Genomic DNA, 20,454 nt, shown 5'->3' with positions numbered 1-20,454 from the left:
GGGGCCCCTCGCCGGTTGTTGCCCCTTTGCTCTGCACCCGTGGACGCACCACCAGGAGCGCGGCCCCCGACCAGCGGGTGTCGCCTCCGCGGGTGCAGAGCAAAGGCAGGCGGCGAGGTGCGGGCGCGGCGGGCCGGACGGCGGCGGCGGGGCGGTTCGGCCCGGCCCGGCCCGCCGCAGGACGTCCGTCGTCCGGACGGTTCGAGGCACGGAGGAGTACGCGTGACACCTGAGGAGATTCTGGCCGCCGATCGGGCCCATGTCTGGCACCCGTATGCCGCGCTGCCGCCAGCGAACCCGCCGTACGTGGTGCAGAGCGCCGAGGGCGTACGGCTGCGGCGGGCCGACGGGCGGGAGCTGGTGGACGGGATGTCGTCCTGGTGGGCGGCGATCCACGGGTACCGGCACCCGGTGCTGGACGCGGCGGTCACCGACCAGCTCGGCCGGATGAGCCACGTGATGTTCGGCGGGCTCACCCACGAGCCGGCGGTGCAGCTCGCCCGCACCCTGGTCGAGCTGACCCCGGACGGCCTGGAGCACGTGTTCCTGGCCGACTCCGGCTCGGTCAGCGTCGAGGTGGCGGTGAAGATGTGCCTGCAGTACCAGCGGGCTGTCGGCCGGCCCCAGCGACGCCGGCTGGCCACCTGGCGGGGTGGTTACCACGGCGACACGTTCCACCCGATGAGCGTCTGCGACCCGGAGGGCGGGATGCACCACCTGTGGGGCGACGTGTTGCCCCGGCAGGTGTTCGCCCCGGTGCCGCCGGGCGGCTTCACCGATCCGCCCGACGACGCGTACGTGGCGGCGCTGGTGGAGACCGTCGAACGGCACGCCGACGAGTTGGCCGCCGTGATCGTCGAGCCGGTCGTGCAGGGCGCCGGGGGAATGCGTTTCCACCATCCGGGTTACCTGCGGGTGCTGCGTGAGGTGACCCGCGCGCACGGAATTCTGCTGATCTTCGACGAGATCGCCACCGGCTTCGGCCGGACCGGTGAGATGTTCGCCGCCGGGCACGCCGGTGTGACGCCGGACGTGCTGTGCGTGGGCAAGGCGTTGACGGGCGGGTACCTGACCCTCGCGGCGACGCTGTGCACCCCGGAGGTCGCCCGGGGCATCTCGGCTACCGGCGTGCTGGCGCACGGGCCCACGTTCATGGGCAACCCCCTGGCCTGCGCGGTGGCGAACGCCTCCATCGGGCTGCTGCGGGCCGGAGACTGGGCCGGCCAGGTCGCCAGGATCGGCGCCGGCCTGCGCGCCGGCCTGGAGCCGCTGCGGGGCACGCCGGGCGTGGCCGACGTGCGGGTGCTCGGCGCGATCGGCGTGGTCCAGCTCGATCACGAGGTCGACCTCGGCGCGGCCACCGCCGCCGCCGTCGCCCAGGGGGTGTGGCTGCGTCCGTTCCGCGACCTGATCTACACGATGCCGCCGTACGTCACCGACGACGTCGACCTGGCCCGGATCGCGACCGGGGTCGCGGCGGCGGTGGCGGTCGGCTGAGTCGGCCCGGTCACCGGGTCGACGGTTACCCGGGCGGGGCAGCCGTCCGGACGAGAAGAGGGGAACACTCCCATGGAGAGCTTCGGTACCCGGCTGCACCGGGCGATCACCGAGCGGGGCCCACTCTGTGTGGGCATCGACCCGCATCCCGGTCTGCTGGCCCAGTGGGGCCTTCCGGACGACGTGCACGGGCTCGACCGGTTCAGTCGAACCGTCGTCGAAGCGCTCGGTGACCGGGTTGCGGTGGTCAAGCCTCAGTCGGCCTTTTTCGAGCGATTCGGATCCCGAGGTGTGGCGATTCTTGAGTCAACTATCCGACAGTTACGAGATGCCGGCTCGCTCGTTCTGCTCGACGTCAAGCGGGGCGACATCGGCTCGACGGTGAGCGCGTACGCCGCCGCGTACCTTGACCCATCCAGTCCCGTCTATGTCGACGCGGTCACCGCGAGCCCCTACCTCGGGGTCGGCTCGCTGGCGCCGATGTTCGAGTTGGCCGCCGAGCACGGCGGCGGTGTGTTCGTGCTGGCCCTCACGTCCAACCCCGAGGGCGCGGCCGTGCAGCGGGCCGTCACCGCCGACGGCCGGACCGTGGCGCAGACCGTGATTGACGAGATTTCCCAGCTCAACAGGGGTGCGTCCCCACTCGGGAGCTTCGGACTGGTGGTTGGCGCGACCATCGGTGACACCGGTCACGACCTGTCCGGGGTGGGGGGCCCGCTGCTCGCTCCGGGGCTCGGCGCGCAGGGTGCCGGCGCGGCCGGTCTGCGTACCGTCTTCGGTTCCAGCCTCGCCTCGGTGCTCCCGTCGTACTCCCGGGAAGTGCTCTCGGCGGGCCCCGACGTGGGCGCGTTGCGGGCCGCCGCGGACCGCGTTCTGGTCGACTGCCGGGCCGTTCTGCCTGCCCGGTGACTGACTGACGGGTCGGTCACTCTACGGTGATCATGCGGCCCCCACGTTGCCGAAAGCTCCGTTGGCCGCTAGTTTTCCCCGCGCTGGGAACCATGGACCCCTTGGTTCACAGCGACACCACGTTTCACAGATGCGGCGGTGCGCCCCGCCCGCCGCGATAGGGACCTGAGGAGAACTGGTGCCGCTCCCGTCACTGACCCCCGAACAACGCGCTGCCGCGCTCGAGAAGGCCGCGGAGATCCGCAAGGCCCGTGCTCAGCTGAAGGAGCAGCTCAAGCAGGGCAAGACCACTCTCGGTGCCGTCCTCGAGCGGGCCGAGAGCGACGACGTCGTCGGCAAGCTCAAGGTGTCGGCCGTCCTGCAGGCCATGCCGGGCATCGGCAAGATCCGGGCTACCCAGATCATGGAGAAGCTCAAGATCGCCGACAGCCGTCGCCTGCGTGGCCTCGGCGAGCAGCAGCGCAAGGCACTGCTTGGAGAGTTCGCCGCCAACTGAACCTGGCAGCGTGTAGAAACAAGCAGTGAGCACGGATGACGAGGCGCGCCCGGCGGCTCGGCTCACTGTCCTGGCTGGACCTTCGGGATCCGGCAGGGAGAGTGTCGTCGAGCTCGTCCGGGCGCGTTCTCCGTCCGTGTGGATCCCGGTCGCGGCAACCACCAGGCCGCGCCGGGAGTCGGAGATCGACGGGGTGGACCGCGTCTTCCTCGCCCCCGCCGAGTTCGATCGCCGGATCGTCGACGGTGAGCTGCTGGAATGGTCCCGGATCGGTTCCTACCGCCGGGGCACCCCGTACCCGCCGCTGCGCGCCCGGCTCGACGCCGGGCAGCCGGTGCTGCTCCCGCTCGACCTGCGCGGCACCCCACTGGTCCGCGCGCGCCTGCCCGACGCTCGGCTGGTGCTGCTGAGCCCACCCGGGTACGCCCCGGACGCCACGGTGGTCGCCACCGTCGAGCACACGCTGACCCACGACCACACCGAACGGGTGGTTGAAGAGCTGGTAGGCTTACTCGGTTCTTCTTATCCGGATCCGGCCTGGTCGCGCGTGCGTGGCTGACGGCCGGCCACCGTTGAGACTCAGCACCGCGTCCGCGCGGCTCGAAAGACGCAGAGGTTAATTCGTGGGATCCATCGCCAACCCCGAAGGCATCACCAACCCGCCGATCGACGAGCTCCTCGAGAAGACGACGTCGAAGTACGCGCTGGTCATCTTCGCCGCCAAGCGCGCGCGCCAGGTCAACGCCTACTACAGCCAGCTCGGTGAGGGTCTGCTGGAGTACGTCGGTCCGCTCGTCGAGACCACCCCGCAGGAGAAGCCCCTCTCGATCGCCATGCGCGAGATCAACTCGGGCCTGCTCACCGCCGAGCCGACCGACCAGCCGTAAGCCCCCGCTGGCCGATGTCCGCCTCGATCGTCCTCGGGGTCGGTGGCGGCATCGCCGCCTACAAGGCGTGCGAGCTGCTGCGACTCTTCACCGAATCCGGTCACCGGGTTCGGGTTGTGCCCACCGCGTCGGCGCTCCGGTTCGTGGGAGCGCCGACCTGGGCCGCGCTCTCCGGTCAACCCGTCGCCGACGACGTCTGGACCGACGTCCACGAGGTGCCGCACGTCCGGCTCGGTAAGCAGGCCGACCTGGTGGTGGTCGCGCCGACCACCACCGACCTGCTCGCCAAGGCCGCCCACGGCCTTGCCGACGACCTGCTCACCAACACCCTGCTGACCGCCCGCTGCCCGGTCCTGCTGGCCCCGGCCATGCATACCGAGATGTGGGAACATCCCGCCACCGTGGCCAACGTCGCCACGCTGCGCTCCCGGGGGGTGCGGGTCATCGAACCCGCCGTCGGCCGGCTCACCGGCGCCGACACCGGCAAGGGTCGGCTGCCGGACCCGGCGGAGATCTTCGCGGTCGCCGTTCGGCTCCTGGCCCGTGGTGACGCGGCTCCCGCCGACCTGGCCGGTCGCCGGGTGGTCGTCACCGCCGGTGGCACCCGCGAGCCCCTGGACCCGGTCCGCTTCCTGGGTAACCGCTCGTCGGGCAAGCAGGGGTACGCGTTCGCCCGCGCGGCGGTCGCCCGGGGTGCCCGGGTCACCGTGGTCGCGGCGAACGTCGACCTCGCCGACCCGGCCGGCGTCGACCTGATCCGGGTGGGCACCACCGCCGAGCTGCGGGAGGCGACGGTCAAGGCCGCCGTCGACGCCGACGCGGTGGTCATGGCGGCGGCTCCGGCCGATTTCCGGCCCGCGACGTACGCGCCTGGCAAAATCAAGAAGTCGGACGACGGTGTCGCGCCCACCATCGAGCTCGTCACGAATCCGGACATCGCGGCGGAGCTCGGCCAGCGCAAACGACCGGAGCAGGTGCTGGTGGTGTTCGCCGCCGAGACCGGCGACGCCGAGGCCAACGGCCGGGCGAAACTCGCCCGGAAGCGGGCCGACCTGATCGTGATCAATGAGGTCGGTCCGGACCTGGTCTTCGGCGCCGACACCAACACGGTGACGGTCATCGGCGCCGACGGCTCGGTCAGCCGGCTGCCCGAGCAGGCCAAGGAGGCAGTGGCCGACGCCGTGTGGGATCTCGTCGTGGCGCGGCTGCCCGGCCGCTCCTGACGGGTGGAACAGGACGCGACCGATCCCGACACCGGCCGCAGTGGTGATTAGACTGCCGCGGAACGACCTCACACGCTTAGGAGTGCCGTGACACGCCGTCTCTTCACGTCCGAATCGGTCACGGAAGGCCACCCGGACAAGATCGCTGACCAGATCAGCGATGGCATCCTCGACGCGCTGCTGACCGAGGACCCCCACAGCCGCGTGGCGGTGGAGACCATGATCACCACCGGTCAGGTACACATCGCCGGTGAGGTGACCACCAAGGCGTACGCCGACATCCCGACGATCGTCCGCCGGACCATCCTCGACATCGGCTACGACTCGTCGAAGAAGGGCTTCGACGGCGCCTCCTGCGGCGTCAGCGTCTCCATCGGCGCGCAGTCCGAGGACATCGCGCAGGGCGTGGACAACGCCTTCGAACTGCGGACCGGGGCGTCGGAGAGCGCGCTGGACGCGCAGGGCGCCGGCGACCAGGGCATGATGTTCGGCTTCGCCTGCTCGGAGACGCCCGAGTTGATGCCGCTGCCGATCGCGCTCGCCCACCGGCTGGCCCGTCGCCTCTCGGCGGTGCGCAAGGACGGCACGATCCCGTACCTGCGGCCGGACGGCAAGACCCAGGTCACCATCGAGTACGAGGGGCTGCGCCCGGTCCGGCTGAACACCGTTGTGGTGTCCAGCCAGCACGCCGCCGACATCTCGTTGGACTCGCTGCTCACCCCCGACGTTCGTGACCACGTGATCGCCCCGGAGCTGGAGAGCCTCGGTCTGGACACCGACGGCTACCGGCTGCTGGTCAACCCGACCGGTCGGTTCGAGATCGGCGGCCCGATGGGTGACGCCGGGCTGACCGGTCGCAAGATCATCGTCGACACCTACGGCGGATACGCCCGCCACGGCGGCGGCGCGTTCTCCGGCAAGGACCCGTCCAAGGTGGACCGCTCGGCCGCGTACGCGATGCGCTGGGTGGCCAAGAACGTGGTCGCCGCCGGTCTGGCCGAGCGGTGCGAGGCGCAGGTCGCCTACGCCATCGGCAAGGCGCACCCGGTGAGCCTCTTCATCGAGACGTTCGGCACCGAGACCGTGCCCGTCGCCTCGATCGAGAAGGCCGTCGGCGAGGTGTTCGACCTGCGTCCGGCGGCGATCATCCGGGACCTCAACCTGCTCCGCCCGATCTACCAGCAGACCGCCGCGTACGGCCACTTCGGCCGGGAGTTGCCGGACCTGACCTGGGAGAGCACCGACCGGGCCGCCGACCTCAAGTCGGCCGCGGGAGCCTGACCACCACCAAGCGCAGCGACCGGCGACCCGCGGATGGGTCGCCGGTCGCGCGCGTCTGCGTGGATGTCGGCCTGGCGCACCTGGACCGGCCGTTCGACTACCTGGTGCCGGCGGAGCTGGACGAGGTGGCGGTGCCCGGGACCCGGGTGAAGGTGCGCTTCGCCGGGCAACTCGTCGACGGGTGGCTGCTGTCGCGCGCCGACGACTCCGGGCACACCGGCCGCCTCGCGTACCTGGAGAAGGTGGTCTCGCCGGAGCCGGTGCTGGCCCCCGAGATCGCCCGGCTGGCCCGGGCGGTCGCCGACCGCTACGCGGGCAGCCTCGCCGACGTGCTCCGGCTCGCCGTGCCACCCCGGCACGCGCGGGTGGAGAAGGAGCCCCGCGACGAGCAGCCCACCCCGGCCGCCCCCACCGGGGCGGTCGACCCGCGCGGTTGGCGTGACTACCCGACCGGCCCGGCGATGCTGCGCGCGCTCACCGACGGCCGGGCGCCCCGCGCGGTCTGGTCGGCGTTGCCCGGCGAGGACTGGGCGGCCCGCTACGCCGACGCGGTGGCCGCCACCGTCGCCGGTGGGCGCGGCGCGGTGGTCGTGGTGCCCGACGCACGGGACCTCGACCGGCTCGACGCCGCGCTCACCACAGTGCTCGGCCCGGGGCGGCACGTCAGCCTCTCCGCGGCCCTCGGCCCGGCCCGGCGGTACCGGGCGTTCCTCGCCGCTCGCCGGGGCCAGGTGCCGGTGGTGATCGGCACCCGGGCGGCGATGTTCGCCCCGGTGGCCCGACTCGGCCTCGTCGCCATCTGGGACGACGGTGACGACCTGCACTCCGAGCCCCGGGCGCCCTACCCGCACGCCCGCGACGTGCTGCTCACCCGCGTCCACCTCGCCGAGGCCGGCGCGCTGGTCGGCGGGTACGCCCGCACGGCCGAGGGGCAGCTGCTGGTGGAGACCGGTTGGGCGCGGGAGGTGGTCGCCGACCGGAGCACCGTACGGGCGCGGGTCCCGGCCATCGCGCCGACCGCGGACGACCCCCAACTGGCCCGGGACCCCGGGGCGGCCACCGCCCGACTGCCCAGCCTGGCCTGGACGGCCGCCCGCGACGCGCTCCGCCAGGACCTGCCGGTGCTGGTGCAGGTGCCCCGCCGCGGCTACCTGCCGTCGATCTCCTGCGCCGAGTGCCGCACTCCGGCCCGCTGCGTGCACTGCGCCGGCCCGCTCGCGCTGCCCGCTGCCGGCGGCACCCCGGCCTGCCGGTGGTGCGCCCGGGTGGCGGCCGCGTACGCCTGCCCGCAGTGCGGTGGGCGGCGGCTGCGGGCCGCGGTCACCGGCGCCCGGCGCACCGCCGAGGAGCTGGGCCGGGCGTTCCCCGGCGTCCCGGTGCGCACCTCGGGGCGCGAGGAGGTGCTGACCGACGTACCCGGTGGTGCCGCCCTGCTGGTGGCCACGCCGGGCGCCGAGCCGGTCGCCGAGGGAGGCTACGGCGCGGTGCTGCTGCTCGACTCGTGGGCCCTGCTGACCCGGGCCGACCTGCGCGCCGGTGAGGAGGCGCTGCGCCGCTGGCTGGCGGCGGCGGCGCTGGCCCGCCCGGCGCCGGCCGGTCGGGTGGTGGTGGTCGCCGACGGCGCGCTCGCCCCCGTGCAGGCACTGCTGCGCTGGGACGCCGGCTGGTTCGCCGGCCGGGAGCTGGCCGAGCGCCGCGAGCTGGGCTTTCCACCGGCCGTCCGGATGGCGAGTGTCACCGGCCCGGCCGAGGCGGTGGCGGACCTGCTGGCCGCGGCCCGGCTGCCGGACGACGCCGAGGTGCTCGGGCCGGTGCCGGCCGAGGAGGGTCGGGAGCGGATGCTGGTCCGGGTGCCCCGGGCCCGGGCTGGCGCGCTCGCGGAGGCGTTGCACTCGGCCGCTGGTGCGCGGGCCGCCCGCAAGGCCGCCGATCCGGTTCGTCTCCAGGTCGATCCGCTGAGCCTGTTCTGAGGCGTTTCGGCCGGTGCCGGCGGTGGGGGAGCTGGCCCACCGGGGGTGCCCTCGCACACCGCGTCCGGCAAACCGGTGGCGGCCGAGTGGTAGCATCGCCCGTCATGCCGAGGCGTACGACGGGCTCCAGGTCGCGAGGGGGCGTCAGCCGCGCCGAGCTGGAGTCGCCGCGGGATGGCGCGACGATGGCGGGAACGCGTCCGTCGGGCGCGAGGTCGATGATGTCAATGAGCCGGTGATCAGGGGTGGACCAGTCGTGACCGTTGGACAATCGATCGTCTTCAACGGCGACCTCGGCAGCGGCAAGAGCACCGTGTCGGTCGAGATCGCCAAGCGGCTCGGCATGCGCCGGGTCAGCGTGGGGGACCTCTACCGGGAGATGGCGCAGCAGCGGCAGATGACCGCGCTGCAGCTCAACCTGCACGCCGAGCTGGACCAGGCCGTCGACGGCTACGTCGACCAGCTCCAGCGGGACATCGCCGCCTCCGGTGAGCGCCTCATCATGGACTCCCGGTTGGCCTGGCACTTCTTCACCGACGCGCTCAAGGTGCACATGATCACCGAGCCGGGTGAGGCGGCCCGCCGGGTGCTCGCCCGGCCGTCCGGGCCGGCGGAGAGCTACGCCTCCCTGGAGGAGGCCAAGGCCAAGCTCCGTGAGCGCAGCGCGAGCGAGCGGAGCCGGTTCATCATCCGGTACGGGGTGGACAAGGCCCGGCTGCGCAACTATGACCTGATCTGCGACACCACCCGGGCGTCCGCCGCCGAGGTGATCGAGCACATCGTGGCCGCGTACGAGGGCACCCTCGGCGCCGAGGTGCTGCGGGACGCGCCGCCGCTGCTGCTGCTGGACCCGGCCCGGGTCTACCCGACCGAGGACATCGCCACCCTGCGGGGCCTGTGGGACACCGACTTCGTCGGTGGGGTGGCCGAGGCGGGCGACGAGGCCCTCGAACCGCTGAAGATCGGGTTCACCGGTGAGTACTTCTTCGTCGTCGACGGTCACCGCCGCCTCAGCGCCGCTCTGCAGAACGGGTTCTCCCTGGTCCCGGCCCAGTTGGTCGCCGAGGTCGACGAGCCGGTGGTGGGTGGGATGACCGCGATCGACTACTTCGCCGCCCAGGTGCGCCCCGGTCTGATCTACGACTGGGAGGCGGCTCACAAGATCCAACTGCCGTTGCCCGAGCCGGCGCTGCTCCGTGGCGACGCGGTGCTCGCGGGGGACCCGGGCGCCAGCGTCTGAACCCGGCGCGAGACCGGGCCGACGCGCGGGTACGCGCGCCGGCCCGGCCACCGAGTCGTACGGCGGTCGCCGCGACGTCTCAGCCGAGGACGACGCCCGTGGCGCCAACGCCGGCCATGCCGGAGAAGATGTCCTCGTAGTAGAGCCGCCAGGCGCAGACCCGGCCGGTCTTCACGTAGCCGGTACAGGCCGTCGACGTGAAGGTGTCGTCGATGGCGGTGTTGGTTCCGGTCGCCCAGACCTGGAGCGTGTTCGCCGCGTTCACGATCTCCACCGGGCCACCGCTGTCGCCCTGGCCGACGGCGTTGGTGCCGGTGGTGTTCTCCGCCTGGACCTGGCCGCAGACCTGACCGAAGTCGCGCACGTTGATGCAGAGGTTGCGGGCCTTCACCTGGATCGAGCAGCGGGTGCCGGAGTACGCGCCGGAGGTGCACACCCAGTTGCCGACCTGGCTGGCCGACGCGCCGATCACCTGGTTGCTGAACTCACTGACCACGTCGCCGTTCGCGGCGGTGCTGTTGTTGAAGACCCGGCCGCCGGCGCCGGCCGACAACAGCAGGGTGTCGGTGCCGGCGTTGCGGGTGCTGACGGTGCCCATCGACTGGCCGGTCGGGTCGGTCGCGACGTTGTTGAGGTTGCCGCAGTGCGCGGCGGAGAGGATCCGCGCGTTCCCGTTCTTGAAGACCCCGAAGCCGGTCGAGCAGCCACCGCCGGTGGTGGCGTTGCGCCAGGCGGCACCGCCCCACCACGGCGCGCTGTCGTCCCACCGCGTCGCGGGCGCGGCGGCGACCCCGCTCTGCACGGTCACCGGCACGCCGGCCATGGCCGTCGCGCCGAGCAGCCCGTCCTGCGTGCCGACGAGCAGGCCGGCCCCGTCGGCGCGCGGCCCGACCGTGGTGATCTCGTTTCCGGCCTTGGCCCGCAGCCGATCGGCTGCGGCAAGCAGTTCCCGCTGCGAGTACGCGGCGGGCAGCACCTGGGTGGCGACGGTGGCCCGGGCGGTGGCCACCAGGCTCGCCGGCGGCTCACCCTTCCAGTAGACCTGGAGGTGGCGGGTGGTGGGGTCGGCGACGATGCCGGCGAAGCCGGAGTTCGGGCTGCGTTCGGCCACCTTCGTGATCCGCTCGGCGGCGGTGTTCATGCGCTGCTGCAGCCGGAGCAGCTCTGACCAGGAGGCGAAGCCACCGGGCACCGGTGTGCTGTCGACGAAGGATCCGGCGGTGGTGGCCTTGCCGCCCGGTGCGGCGGCGGCCGGAATGGTGGTCAGGCCCGCGGCGAGCAGCGTGAGACCGATCGCGGCGACGGCGACGCGACGCAGCAGCGCCACCGGGCGTCGGGTGGTCGGGTGTGGACGGATCATCGGGTACCTCTTCCCCCAGGGGTCGTGGAGCGGGCCGTGCCCGCACCAGGACGGTGGCACCGGCGCCCGCGTCGCGGGGCGGATCCTGGACGGGACTGGACACCGCTGGACGGCGCCGGCCGGTGACGGTCCGCAGTGGAACTGTCATAGATTGGCAACTGTCTATCGATCGGCGAGTGGGCGGAATTACCCTGCCCGTGCGTGTCCGGGGGGCCGGACGACCGGGGGTGGGGGCCGCATGTCTGACCAGTGGGTACCTTCCGGTGCTCATCACACGTCACATGGGTCGCCGCTGGCGTTCGAGCTGGCCCGGGCCGCCGCCGAGGCGCAGACCCTGCCGGAGTTGGCCGGGGTGCTGCGCCAGCTGCGTCGGCGCGAGGCGCGGCAGCAGGGCGAGACGCTGCTGACGTACCGGCAGTTGGCAGCGAAGACCGGCTGGTCACGCGGGATCATCGGGGAGTACTTCGCCGGCAACATCCTGCCGCCGCCGGAGCGGTTCGACGTCCTCATCCGACTGCTCGGGGCGACCCCCGCCGAGCAGGGCGTGCTGGCCACCGCGCGGGACCGGGTCGAGGAGTGCCGCCGACGCCCGAACCGGGAGCACGCCGCCACCGGCCGGTCGGTCGTCCGGGCCAGGGCCGGCGGCCCGCGTACCGCAACGACGTCCCCCCGGTTCCCGGTGCCCCGTCAACTGCCCCCGGCACTGCCCGGGTTCGTCGGACGCGCGACCCAACTCGCGCGGCTCGATGCCGAGTGCGCCGGGACCGTGGCGGGCGGCGACGACGCCGTGGCCCCGGTCACCGTCCTGACGTTGTCCGGCACCGCCGGGGTCGGCAAGACGACCCTCGCCGTCAACTGGGCGCACCGGGTCGCCGATCGCTTCCCGGACGGTCAGCTCTACGTCGACCTGCGCGGGTTCGACTCGACCGGGACGGTGGTGACGGCCGTCGAGGTGGTTCGGGGCTTCCTGGAGGCGCTCGAGGTGCCGCCCGAGCGCATCCCCACCCACCTGCCCGCGCAGGTGGGCCTCTACCGCAGCCTGCTCGCGGGCCGCCGGATGCTGGTGCTGCTGGACAACGCCCGCGACGCCGACCAGGTCCGGCCCCTGCTGGTCGGCAGCCCGAGCTGCCTGGTCCTGGTCACCAGTCGCAACCGGCTCGCCGGCCTGATCGCCGCCGACGGTGCCCGGCCGATCGGCGTCGACCTGCTCAGCACCGCCGAGGCCTGGCAACTGTTGGCGCGGCGGCTCGGCGCGGACCGGTTGGCGGCCGAGCCACAGGCGGTGGACGAGATCATCGAACGGTGCGCCCGGCTGCCGCTGGCGCTGGCGGTGCTCGCCGCGAGAGGCGCGGAGAAGCCGGAGTTCCCACTGGCCGTGCTCGCCGCCGAGCTGCGGGCGGCGCCGCGACCACTCGACTCGTTCGACGGTGGGGACGCCGGCACCGACGTGCAGGCCGTCTTCTCCTGGTCGTACCGGAGCCTCACCCCGGCGGCGGCGCGGCTGTTCCGGCTCATCGGCTGCCACCCCGGACCGGACATCGGGTTCGCGGCGGCGGCCAGCCTGGCCGGACTGCCCCGGGCCCAGGCGCCCCGACTGCTGGCGGAGCTGGCCCACGCCCACCTCGTCACCGAGCACGCCCCCGGCCGGTTCGGCGCGCACGACCTGCTCCGGGCGTACGCGGCCGAGCAGGTCGAACGGCTCGAACCGGCGCCGGCCCGGCGGGCCGCGATCCGGCGTGGGCTGGACCACTACCTGCACACCGCGCACGCGGCGGCCCTGCTGCTGCAACCGGGCCGCGATCCGGTCACCCTCGCCGCCGCGGCACCGGGCGTGGTGCCCGAGGAGATCAGCGACCTCGCTTCGGCGCTCGCCTGGTTCACCGCCGAGTACCCGGTGTTGCTGGCGGCGGTCGCCCACGCGAGGCGGACCGGGTTCGACGGCCACGCCTGGCAGCTGGCCTGGACACTCGTGGACTTCCTGCAACGTCGGGGGCGGTGGCCGGACCTGGCCGTGGCCCAGCGCAACGCCCTGGCCGGGGCGCAGCGCAGCGGCGACCGACCCGGGCAGGCGAACGCCCACCGCGACCTCGCCCGGGTGCTGTCCCGGCTGGGTCGGGTCAACGAGGCGGCGAGGAACTACCGCCAGGCCCTGACGATCTTCGCCGAGCTGGGTGACCACACCGGGCAGGCGCGCACCCACCGGGCCTTCGGCGCGATGCTCGACGGGCTCGGCCGGCACGCCGAGTCGCTGGAGCAGAGCGAGCGCGCCCTGGCGCTGTACCGCAGCGCCGGCCACGTCGCCGGGGAGGCCAGCGCCCGCAACGCGGGCGGGTGGGCGTACGCCCAGCTCGGTCGGTACCCGCCGGCGCTCAGCCACTGCCGGGAGGCGTTGGCGCTGCTGCGGACGACAGGCGACCGGCACGGTGAGGCGAACACCTGGGACAGCCTCGGCTTCATCCACGCCCGGCTCGGTGAACACCGGGCCGCGATCCGCTGCTTCCAGCGGGCGCTCGGGCTGTACCGGCGGGTCAGCGACCGCTACGACGAGGCGGACACCCTGTCCCGGCTCGGCGAGAGCCGCCAGGCGGTGGGGGACGCGGCCGGTGCCGCGCGCACCTGGCGGCGGGCCCTGGGCATCCTCGACGACCTCGGCCACCCGGACGCCGAGCGGGTGCGTGACCTGCTCGACCGGGCCGCCCGGTGACGCTGGGCACACCGGCGGTGGTTGATCGAGGTGCGCCGCCCGGCGTCCGGCCGGGCACTCCGTAGACTGGTACGGCACCGCTCGTCCACCCCGAAGAAGGAGCCGTCCCGCGTGACCGTCCAGCCCATCCGTCTGTTTGGGGATCCGGTGCTGCGCACGCCGGCCGATCCGGTGGTCGACTTCGACGCCGAGCTCCGTCGGCTCGTCGCCGACCTCACCGACACGATGCGTGAGCAGAACGGCGCCGGCCTGGCCGCGCCGCAGCTCGGTGTGAGCCTGCGGGTGTTCACCTTCGACGTCGACGACGTCCTCGGGCACCTGATCAACCCGGTGCTGGAGTTCCCCGACGAGGAGGAACAGGATGGCCCCGAGGGCTGCCTGTCGATCCCCGGGCTGTACTTCGACACCAAGCGCCGGCAGAACGTGGTCGCCAAGGGCTTCAGCTCGTTCGGCGACCCGGTGCAGATCGTCGGCACCGGTCTGATGGCGCGCTGCGTGCAGCACGAGACCGACCACCTCGACGGGGTGCTCTTCCTGGACCGACTGGACCCGGAGGGGCGCAAGGAAGCCATGAAGGCGATCCGCCAGGCCGAGTGGTACGACGCGGCGGCCCCGCCCACGGTCAAGCTCAGCCCGCACATCAGCGACCCCTTCGGTCTGGGGCGCTGACCCGGATGCGCGTGATCTTCGCCGGTACGCCGGCCGTCGCCGTGCCCGCCCTGGCCGCCGTCGCCGCCTCCCGGCACGAGCTGGTGGCCGTGGTCACCCGGCCCGACGCGCCCGCCGGGCGTGGCCGCGGTCTGTCCCGTTCCCCGGTCGGCGCGTGGGCCGACGAGCATGGCGTGGAGGTGCTCACCCCGGCCCGCCCCCGCGACCCGGAGTTCCTCGACCGGCTGCGCGAGCTGGAGCCGGACTGCGTGCCGGTGGTCGCCTACGGCGCACTGGTGCCGCCGGCGGCCCTGGAGATCCCCCGGCACGGCTGGATCAACCTGCACTTCTCCCTGCTGCCCGCGTGGCGTGGCGCCGCGCCGGTGCAGCACGCCGTGCTGCACGGCGACGAGCTGACCGGGGCCAGCGTCTTCCAGTTGGAGGAGGGCCTGGACACCGGGCCGGTCTACGGCACGCTGACCGACGAGATCCGCCCCGCCGACACCTCCGGTGACCTGTTGGAGCGGCTCGCCGACTCCGGCGCCGGGCTGCTGGTGGCGGTGCTCGACGCGATCGCCGACGGCACCGCCCGCGCCGAGCCGCAGCCCGCCGACGGGGTGTCACTGGCACCGAAGCTGACAGTGGATGACGCGCGGGTGCGCTGGGGCGACCCGGCCTTCGCCGTGGACCGGCGGATCCGGGCCTGCACGCCCGCGCCGGGCGGCTGGACCACCTTCCGCGACGAGCGGGTGAAGCTCGGCCCGGTGTCCCCGGTGCCTGACGGCCCCGAGCTGAAGCCGGGGCAGTTGCTGGTGGAGAAGTCCCGGGTGCTGGTCGGCACGGCGACAGTGCCGGTGCGTCTCGGTGAGGTCCGCGCCGCGGGCAAGCGGGCCATGGGCGCGACCGACTGGGCGCGCGGCGTCCGGGTCGGCGCTGGAGAGGAATTCGCGTGACGGCACCGGAGGGAACCCGCCCGACGCGCTCCGGCCCGTCGACCGGCCGGGGCGGGGATCGCCGCCCGACCCGGCCACCACTGGACCGACCGCGTCGCGCCGCGTACGAGGCGGTGGCGGCGGTGCACCGGGACGACGCGTTCGCCAACCTGGTGCTGCCGACCATCCTGCGCGAGGAGGGGCTGTTCGGTCGGGACGCGGCCTTCGCCACCGAGCTGACCTACGGCACCCTGCGCAACCTGGGCACGCTGGACGCGATCCTGACCGACGCGGCCGGCCGGGACGTGGCCCGGATCGACCCGCCGGTCCGTGACGCGCTGCGGCTCGGGGCGTACCAACTCCTGCACACCCGGGTGCCGGCGCACGCCGCGGTCTCGTCCACTGTGGACCTGGTCCGCTCGGTCGCACCGGGGGCCACCGGCTTCGCCAACGCGGTGCTGCGTGAGGTGTCGAGCCGGGACGCGGACGCCTGGGTGGCGAAGCTCGCCCCACCGATGGAGACCGACCCGGTCGGGCACCTCGCGTTGGCGTACAGCCATCCGCAGTGGATCGTGCGGGCCTTCTCCGAGGCGCTCGGCGGCGACCTGGGGGAGACGGCCCGCCTTCTGATCGAGGACAATGAGCGCCCGCCGGTGCACCTGTGCGCCCGGCCCGGCCTGATCGACCCGATCGAGCTGGCCGACCAGGTCGGCGGTGCGCCCGGCGCCTTCTCGCCGTACGCCGTCTATCTGCCCGGTGGCGCGCCGGGCGACATCCCGGCGGTGGTCGACGGCCGTGCCCATGTCCAGGACGAGGGCTCCCAGTTGGTGGCCGCCGCGCTCGCCGACGCGCCGTTGGACGGCCCGGACGGCCGGTGGCTGGACCTGTGCGCCGGCCCGGGTGGCAAGGCCGGCCTGCTCGGCGCGCTGGCCGCGCAGCGGGGTGCCCGGGTGACAGCTGTCGAGGTGGCCGAGCACCGGGCCCGGCTGGTCTCGCTGGCGACCCGGGATCTTCCGGTGGCAGTGCTGACCATGGACGGCCGTGAGGTCGGCGGCGACCCCAAGCTTCCCGAGCAGCACTTCGACCGGGTGCTGGTGGACGCGCCGTGCACGGGGCTGGGCTCGCTGCGTCGTCGGCCGGAGTCGCGCTGGCGTCGCCAACCGTCCGACCTGCCGCCGCTGACCCGGCTGCAACGGGAGTTGCTCGGCGCGGCGCTGCGGGCGGTCCGCCCGGGCGGCCTGGTCGCCTACGTCACCTGCTCGCCGCACACCGTCGAGACGCACGTGACGGTGACCGAGGCGGCCCGCCGCAGCGGGGTTCCGGTGGATTTCGTGGACGCCCGGCCGCTGTTGCCGGCCGGCATGCCCGGTCTCGGCGACGGGCCGACCGTGCAGCTGTGGCCACACCGCCACGGCACCGACGCGATGTTCCTCGCCGTCCTACGCCGGGGCTGATCCGACCCACGCGTCCGGCCGGTCACCCGACCGGCCGGACGCCGTGTGGCCTAGGTGACCGGGAGGCCCTTGGTGCCGGCGTTCTTCATCGACCGGGTCAGGTTCCGGTCGGAGATCCAGAGGAAGCACTGCACGCCCCGGTTGCCGTTGCGCCACTCCTCCTCGTACGGCTGGTAGTAGATCGTCCCGGCGCGGAAGTCCAGCTGGGAGTTGTCCGGAACCTTGGCGTACTTGGCGATCATCGTCTGGCAGGCCCGGTGGGTCCGCTTGACGTCGCTGGTGAACCTGGCGTAGCTGACGTCCGGGGCCTGCCAGACGCCGACGAACTCGGCGTGGTGCTTGGCGGTGCAGGAGACCGGCACCATCTCGTCGATGTCGTCCTTGACCATCTTCGGGTTGAAGCAGCGGTACGCCAGCGGGGCCGCGCCGGACAACGCGCCCCGGAGGCTGCCGGTGCGCAGGTCGACGGCGGTGTCGTCGATGCTGGCGATCTCGGTGACGTCGCAGCGGTACCAGCGGGCCCCGCCCGACCAGGCCTGCGGCGACGGCAGCACGACGGTCAGGCCGAGCCGCCCGGAACGCCAGTCGGCGCCCACCGCCTTGTTGACCGCGGTGTCGCACCCGGCCTGCGCGGACCGCATGCCGGCCGAGCCGGGCTGCGGGGGTGCGCCGCCGTCGGCGCCCGGGCCGGTGAGGGTGCCGACGTGCATGGTCTCCACCCGGTGCGCCTCGGTGCACGGCGTCGGGTTGTAGCCGGTCAGGAAGCCGACCTGCTGGGAGCTCTGGTGGCACACGTCGGCGGCGGGGACGAACTGTTGCGCCGCGACGGGCGCCGGCCAGTCGTCGGTGAGGTCACTGTCGACTCCGGCGGGTGCGCCGCACCCGGCCAGCGCCAGGGCCAGCGCCCCGCCCCCGGCCAACGTCGCCAACCACCGTCGCATCCCGACCTCCCGCCGCCGGTGGCCCCCGACCGGACCCAACCGGTCGGTAGCGCCACGGCGCAGCAGCATACGGCACCGATGCTCAGATCGCGGGCAGTCCCTCGGGGCCGACCCCGCGCATCGAGCGGGTGAGTTTGCGGTCGTCGCTCCACAGGAAACAGCGCACTCCACGGTCGCCCTCCTCCCACTCCCGCTGCGAGGGCGGGTAGTAGATGGACCCGGCCCGGTACGGCAACTCGCTGTTGTTGGGCACCGCCGCGTACTCGGCGATCAACGCCATGCAGCGCTGGTGCGCCTGCTCGGCGGATTTGGTGAACTCCGCCCAACTCATGTCCCGCTCCTGGTAGACGCCGACGAACTCGGCGCGGTGCGGCTCGGTGCAGAGCACCGGCGCCATGTAGTTGAGGTTGTCGCCGATCAGCTTCGGGTCGAAGCAGCGGTGCGTCAGGGGCGCGTCGCCGATCAACGCCCCGCGCAGGCTGCCGGTGCGGTTCACCGGGCGGGTGTTGTCGATGCTGCCGGTCTCGCTGAGGTCGCAGCGGAACCAGCGGGCGCCGCCGGCCCAGGCGGGCGCGGACGGCAGCGCGAGGGACAGCGCGAGTCGGGCGGTGTGCCAGTCACCGCCGAGCACCTCGCGGGCCCGCTGGTCGCATTCGGCGCGGGCCGTGCGCAGCGCCGACGACCCGGGTTCCGGTCGGGTCTCGGTCAGCGCGTCGGGGCCGACGAAGGTGCCGACGTGGATGGTCTCGGCCAGGTGGTTGCGCGCGCAGTCCACCGTCTCGTACGTGTTGGCCTGCACGACGGTGGCGATCCGCGGCAGGCAGGTGTCGGTGGCGGGGGTGAACGGCTTGGGCACCCGCAGCGTCGGCCAGTCGTCGGTGAGATCACCGTCCGCGCCCCGGGCCGGCGTGCAGCCGGTCAGCAGCAGCATCGTCGTGACGCCGGCCAGCACCAGCGCTGGAAGCCACCGTCGCATCGTCTGCCTCCCGGGAGCTGGCGGCCGGTCACCGCGCCCCGCGGCGAGACCCCGGCGGGCGTGCAGCCTACGGCACCGTCCCGCTTGGAGTGTCGTCGCGTTTCCGTCGTTCGGCCAGCCGCCGATGTCTGTTCGTCCGGATTCAGGAATCCGGAGCGTCCAATTCTGCACCACTGGTCACTGCTGGGTCACAGCGCGTCGGAGTTGGTGCCGCGATGCCGGTGGCGGGTGGCCACGTTCGTACACTGGCCCGGTGACCGTACCGCCGCCGATCGTCGCGCCGAGCATCCTGGCCGCCGATTTCGCCCGCCTCGCCGAAGAGGTCCGTGCCGTCGAGGACGCCGCGGACTGGTTGCACGTCGACGTGATGGACAACCACTTCGTGCCGAACCTGACCATTGGGCTGCCCGTGGTGCAGAGCCTGCGGGCTGTCACGGCGATGCCGTTCGACGTGCACCTGATGATCGAGGACCCGCGCCGGTGGGCGCCCGGGTACGCCGACGCCGGGGCGTACAACGTCACCTTCCACGCGGAGGCTTCCGACGACCCGGTGGCGCTGGCCAAGGACCTGCGCTCGGCCGGTGCGAAGGCGGGCCTGGCCATCGACCGGGACACCCCGATCGAGCCCTATCTGGACCTGCTGCCCAGCTTCGACACCCTGCTGATCATGACGATCAAGGCGGGCTTCGGTGGGCAGCGGTTCATTCCGCAGCTGCTGGAGAAGGTGCGCACGGCCCGGCGGCACGTGTCGGCCGGGCACCTGGAGCTGCGCATCGAGGTGGACGGCGGGATCGCCGCCGACACCATCGAGCAGGCGGCCGCGGCGGGCGCCGACGCGTTCGTGGCCGGCACCGCCGTGTACGGGGCCGCCGATCCGGCGGAGGCGGTACGGCATCTGCGGGCACTGGCGGAACGCGCGGCTCCCGGGGCCTGAGGTGGAGCCCGAGGCCGACCGCAAGGACGTCATCCTCGTCGTGGACGACGACGAGGACATCGCTCGTTTCGTCGACTTCAACCTGCGGCTGCACGGCTTCGAGGTGATCCACGCCGGTGACGGCCAGGAGGCCCTGGAGGTCATCGAGCGCCAGCGGCCGGATCTGGCGGTGGTCGACCTCATGATGCCCCGGATCGACGGGCTGGAGCTGACCCGGCGGCTGCGCGCCGACCCGATGACCTCCGCCCTGCCGGTGATCATGCTGACGGCCAAGGGGATGACCGTCGACAAGGTGCACGGGCTCAGCGCCGGCGCGGACGACTACCTGGTCAAGCCGTTCGACACCGCCGAGCTGGTGGCCCGGGTGTCGTCCACGTTGCGCCGCAACAAGGAGTTCCGGGAGGTCTCCCCGCTGACCGGGCTGCCCGGCAACAGCCGGATCCGTCGGGAGATCAGCGACCGGGTCCGACAGGGCGTGGACTACGCGGTCGGCTACGTCGACATCGACCGGTTCAAGAGCGTCAACGACCGGTACGGCTTCGTCCGTGGCGACGACTTCATCTCCGCGCTGGCCCGCAGCCTGCACCGGGCGGTGGTGGGCGTCGGGCTGCCACCGGCCTTCCTCGGTCACGTCGGCGGTGACGACTTCGTCATCGTCTGCGCCCCGGACCAGGTGCGCCCGTTGACGTCCCAGGCGGTGGTCGACTTTGAGAACGCCGCCGACACGCTCTACGACCCGACCGACCGGGAACGCGGCTTCGTCGAGTTGAAGGACCGGCGGGGCACCATCCGGCGGGCCGCCCTGGTCACCCTCTCCATCGGGGTCTCCCTCTCCGACGCCGGCAAGCGGTTCTCCGACCCTCTCGAGGCGATCGCGATGGCCTCGGAGATGAAGACGGTCGCCAAGAGTCAACCGGGCTCGTACGTGGCGGTGGACCGGCGTCGCGGCGTCACCTGAGCGTGATACCGCTGTGAAGTAGCTCGCCTAGGTGGCGGCGGAGC

18 protein-coding genes are annotated in these 20,454 nt (G+C 73.2%); 15 read left to right on the top strand and 3 right to left on the bottom strand.

The features are described from left to right. Nucleotides 1-222: 222 nt before the first annotated feature. The 9 genes from KBX26_RS25005 (at nucleotide 223) to KBX26_RS24965 (ending at nucleotide 9,503) form a co-directional block, all read left to right on the top strand. The gene (locus KBX26_RS25005; protein ID WP_210866547.1) at nucleotides 223-1,497 is read left to right on the top strand and encodes an adenosylmethionine--8-amino-7-oxononanoate transaminase; all 1,275 of its coding nucleotides are present in this window, start codon (nucleotides 223-225) and stop codon (nucleotides 1,495-1,497) included. A gap of 72 nt (nucleotides 1,498-1,569) precedes the next feature. Continuing rightward, nucleotides 1,570-2,406 (top strand): orotidine-5'-phosphate decarboxylase, encoded by an 837-nt coding sequence (pyrF, locus tag KBX26_RS25000; RefSeq protein ID WP_210866546.1) that lies wholly within the window; start codon nucleotides 1,570-1,572, stop codon nucleotides 2,404-2,406. Nucleotides 2,407-2,584: 178 nt separating this feature from the next. Beyond that, nucleotides 2,585-2,902, top strand: coding sequence for an integration host factor, actinobacterial type (mihF, locus tag KBX26_RS24995; RefSeq protein ID WP_030335662.1), 318 nt, complete (start codon nucleotides 2,585-2,587; stop codon nucleotides 2,900-2,902). Between the two features lie 25 nt (nucleotides 2,903-2,927). After that, complete coding sequence (locus tag KBX26_RS24990) at nucleotides 2,928-3,461, top strand: guanylate kinase (protein WP_030335664.1); 534 nt, start codon at nucleotides 2,928-2,930, stop codon at nucleotides 3,459-3,461. 64 nt (nucleotides 3,462-3,525) lie between these two features. Continuing rightward, nucleotides 3,526-3,789, top strand: coding sequence for a DNA-directed RNA polymerase subunit omega (gene rpoZ, locus KBX26_RS24985; RefSeq protein ID WP_030335666.1), 264 nt, complete (start codon nucleotides 3,526-3,528; stop codon nucleotides 3,787-3,789). A 14-nt stretch (nucleotides 3,790-3,803) separates the two neighbouring features. Further along, complete coding sequence (gene coaBC, locus KBX26_RS24980) at nucleotides 3,804-5,012, top strand: bifunctional phosphopantothenoylcysteine decarboxylase/phosphopantothenate--cysteine ligase CoaBC (protein ID WP_030335668.1); 1,209 nt, start codon at nucleotides 3,804-3,806, stop codon at nucleotides 5,010-5,012. An 87-nt stretch (nucleotides 5,013-5,099) separates the two neighbouring features. Beyond that, on the top strand, nucleotides 5,100-6,293 hold the full coding sequence (metK, locus tag KBX26_RS24975; RefSeq protein ID WP_030335671.1) for a methionine adenosyltransferase: 1,194 nt from the start codon (nucleotides 5,100-5,102) through the stop codon (nucleotides 6,291-6,293). 59 nt (nucleotides 6,294-6,352) lie between these two features. After that, nucleotides 6,353-8,263, top strand: coding sequence for a primosomal protein N' (locus KBX26_RS24970; RefSeq protein WP_307857899.1), 1,911 nt, complete (start codon nucleotides 6,353-6,355; stop codon nucleotides 8,261-8,263). A gap of 256 nt (nucleotides 8,264-8,519) precedes the next feature. Then, nucleotides 8,520-9,503, top strand: a complete 984-nt coding sequence (locus KBX26_RS24965; protein WP_030335676.1) for an AAA family ATPase — start codon at nucleotides 8,520-8,522, stop codon at nucleotides 9,501-9,503. 79 nt (nucleotides 9,504-9,582) lie between these two features. On the opposite strand, the gene KBX26_RS24960 is transcribed toward KBX26_RS24965, so the two are convergent. After that, nucleotides 9,583-10,863, bottom strand: coding sequence for a hypothetical protein (locus tag KBX26_RS24960; RefSeq protein WP_210866545.1), 1,281 nt, complete (start codon nucleotides 10,861-10,863; stop codon nucleotides 9,583-9,585). 238 nt (nucleotides 10,864-11,101) lie between these two features. Here KBX26_RS24960 and KBX26_RS24955 point away from each other — a divergent pair, with 238 nt between their 5' ends. The 4 genes from KBX26_RS24955 (at nucleotide 11,102) to KBX26_RS24940 (ending at nucleotide 16,601) form a co-directional block, all read left to right on the top strand. Next, nucleotides 11,102-13,567, top strand: coding sequence for a tetratricopeptide repeat protein (locus tag KBX26_RS24955; protein WP_210866544.1), 2,466 nt, complete (start codon nucleotides 11,102-11,104; stop codon nucleotides 13,565-13,567). A gap of 111 nt (nucleotides 13,568-13,678) precedes the next feature. Then, the gene (gene def, locus KBX26_RS24950) at nucleotides 13,679-14,236 is read left to right on the top strand and encodes a peptide deformylase (RefSeq protein WP_030335682.1); all 558 of its coding nucleotides are present in this window, start codon (nucleotides 13,679-13,681) and stop codon (nucleotides 14,234-14,236) included. Nucleotides 14,237-14,241: 5 nt separating this feature from the next. After that, a complete protein-coding gene (fmt, locus tag KBX26_RS24945; RefSeq protein ID WP_030335684.1) occupies nucleotides 14,242-15,168 on the top strand; it encodes a methionyl-tRNA formyltransferase in 927 nt (308 codons plus the stop codon). Continuing rightward, complete coding sequence (locus KBX26_RS24940) at nucleotides 15,123-16,601, top strand: transcription antitermination factor NusB (RefSeq protein ID WP_247681045.1); 1,479 nt, start codon at nucleotides 15,123-15,125, stop codon at nucleotides 16,599-16,601. Before fmt ends, KBX26_RS24940 begins: the two co-directional genes overlap by 46 nt. Nucleotides 16,602-16,651: 50 nt before the next feature. Here KBX26_RS24940 and KBX26_RS24935 read toward each other — a convergent pair whose 3' ends face one another. Then, entirely contained in the window at nucleotides 16,652-17,542 is an 891-nt protein-coding gene (locus KBX26_RS24935) for a septum formation family protein (RefSeq protein ID WP_030335686.1), read from the bottom strand. Nucleotides 17,543-17,624: 82 nt separating this feature from the next. Further along, nucleotides 17,625-18,518, bottom strand: a complete 894-nt coding sequence (locus KBX26_RS24930) for a septum formation family protein (protein ID WP_210866542.1) — start codon at nucleotides 18,516-18,518, stop codon at nucleotides 17,625-17,627. 253 nt (nucleotides 18,519-18,771) lie between these two features. Here KBX26_RS24930 and rpe point away from each other — a divergent pair, with 253 nt between their 5' ends. Then, nucleotides 18,772-19,452: a ribulose-phosphate 3-epimerase gene (rpe, locus tag KBX26_RS24925; protein WP_030335689.1), complete on the top strand. Its 681-nt coding sequence runs from the start codon at nucleotides 18,772-18,774 to the stop codon at nucleotides 19,450-19,452. Nucleotide 19,453: 1 nt separating this feature from the next. After that, entirely contained in the window at nucleotides 19,454-20,410 is a 957-nt protein-coding gene (locus KBX26_RS24920) for a response regulator (protein ID WP_030335691.1), read from the top strand. Nucleotides 20,411-20,454: the final 44 nt, after the last annotated feature.

The organism is Micromonospora sp. C97, from assembly GCF_018070385.1.
In the GTDB taxonomy this organism is placed as follows: Bacteria; Actinomycetota; Actinomycetes; order Mycobacteriales; family Micromonosporaceae; genus Micromonospora; species Micromonospora parva.
This window is presented reverse-complemented; position numbering and strand designations above follow the sequence as displayed.

Coding starts and splice junctions, on each gene's coding strand:
- pyrF (WP_210866546.1), top strand. CDS start 1,570: ATGGAGAGCTTCGGTACCCGGCTGCACCGGGCGATCACCGAGCGGGGC.
- coaBC (WP_030335668.1), top strand. CDS start 3,804: ATGTCCGCCTCGATCGTCCTCGGGGTCGGTGGCGGCATCGCCGCCTAC.
- KBX26_RS24960 (WP_210866545.1), bottom strand. CDS start 10,863: ATGATCCGTCCACACCCGACCACCCGACGCCCGGTGGCGCTGCTGCGT.
- KBX26_RS24955 (WP_210866544.1), top strand. CDS start 11,102: ATGTCTGACCAGTGGGTACCTTCCGGTGCTCATCACACGTCACATGGG.
- fmt (WP_030335684.1), top strand. CDS start 14,242: ATGCGCGTGATCTTCGCCGGTACGCCGGCCGTCGCCGTGCCCGCCCTG.
- KBX26_RS24935 (WP_030335686.1), bottom strand. CDS start 17,542: ATGCGACGGTGGTTGGCGACGTTGGCCGGGGGCGGGGCGCTGGCCCTG.
- KBX26_RS24930 (WP_210866542.1), bottom strand. CDS start 18,518: ATGCGACGGTGGCTTCCAGCGCTGGTGCTGGCCGGCGTCACGACGATG.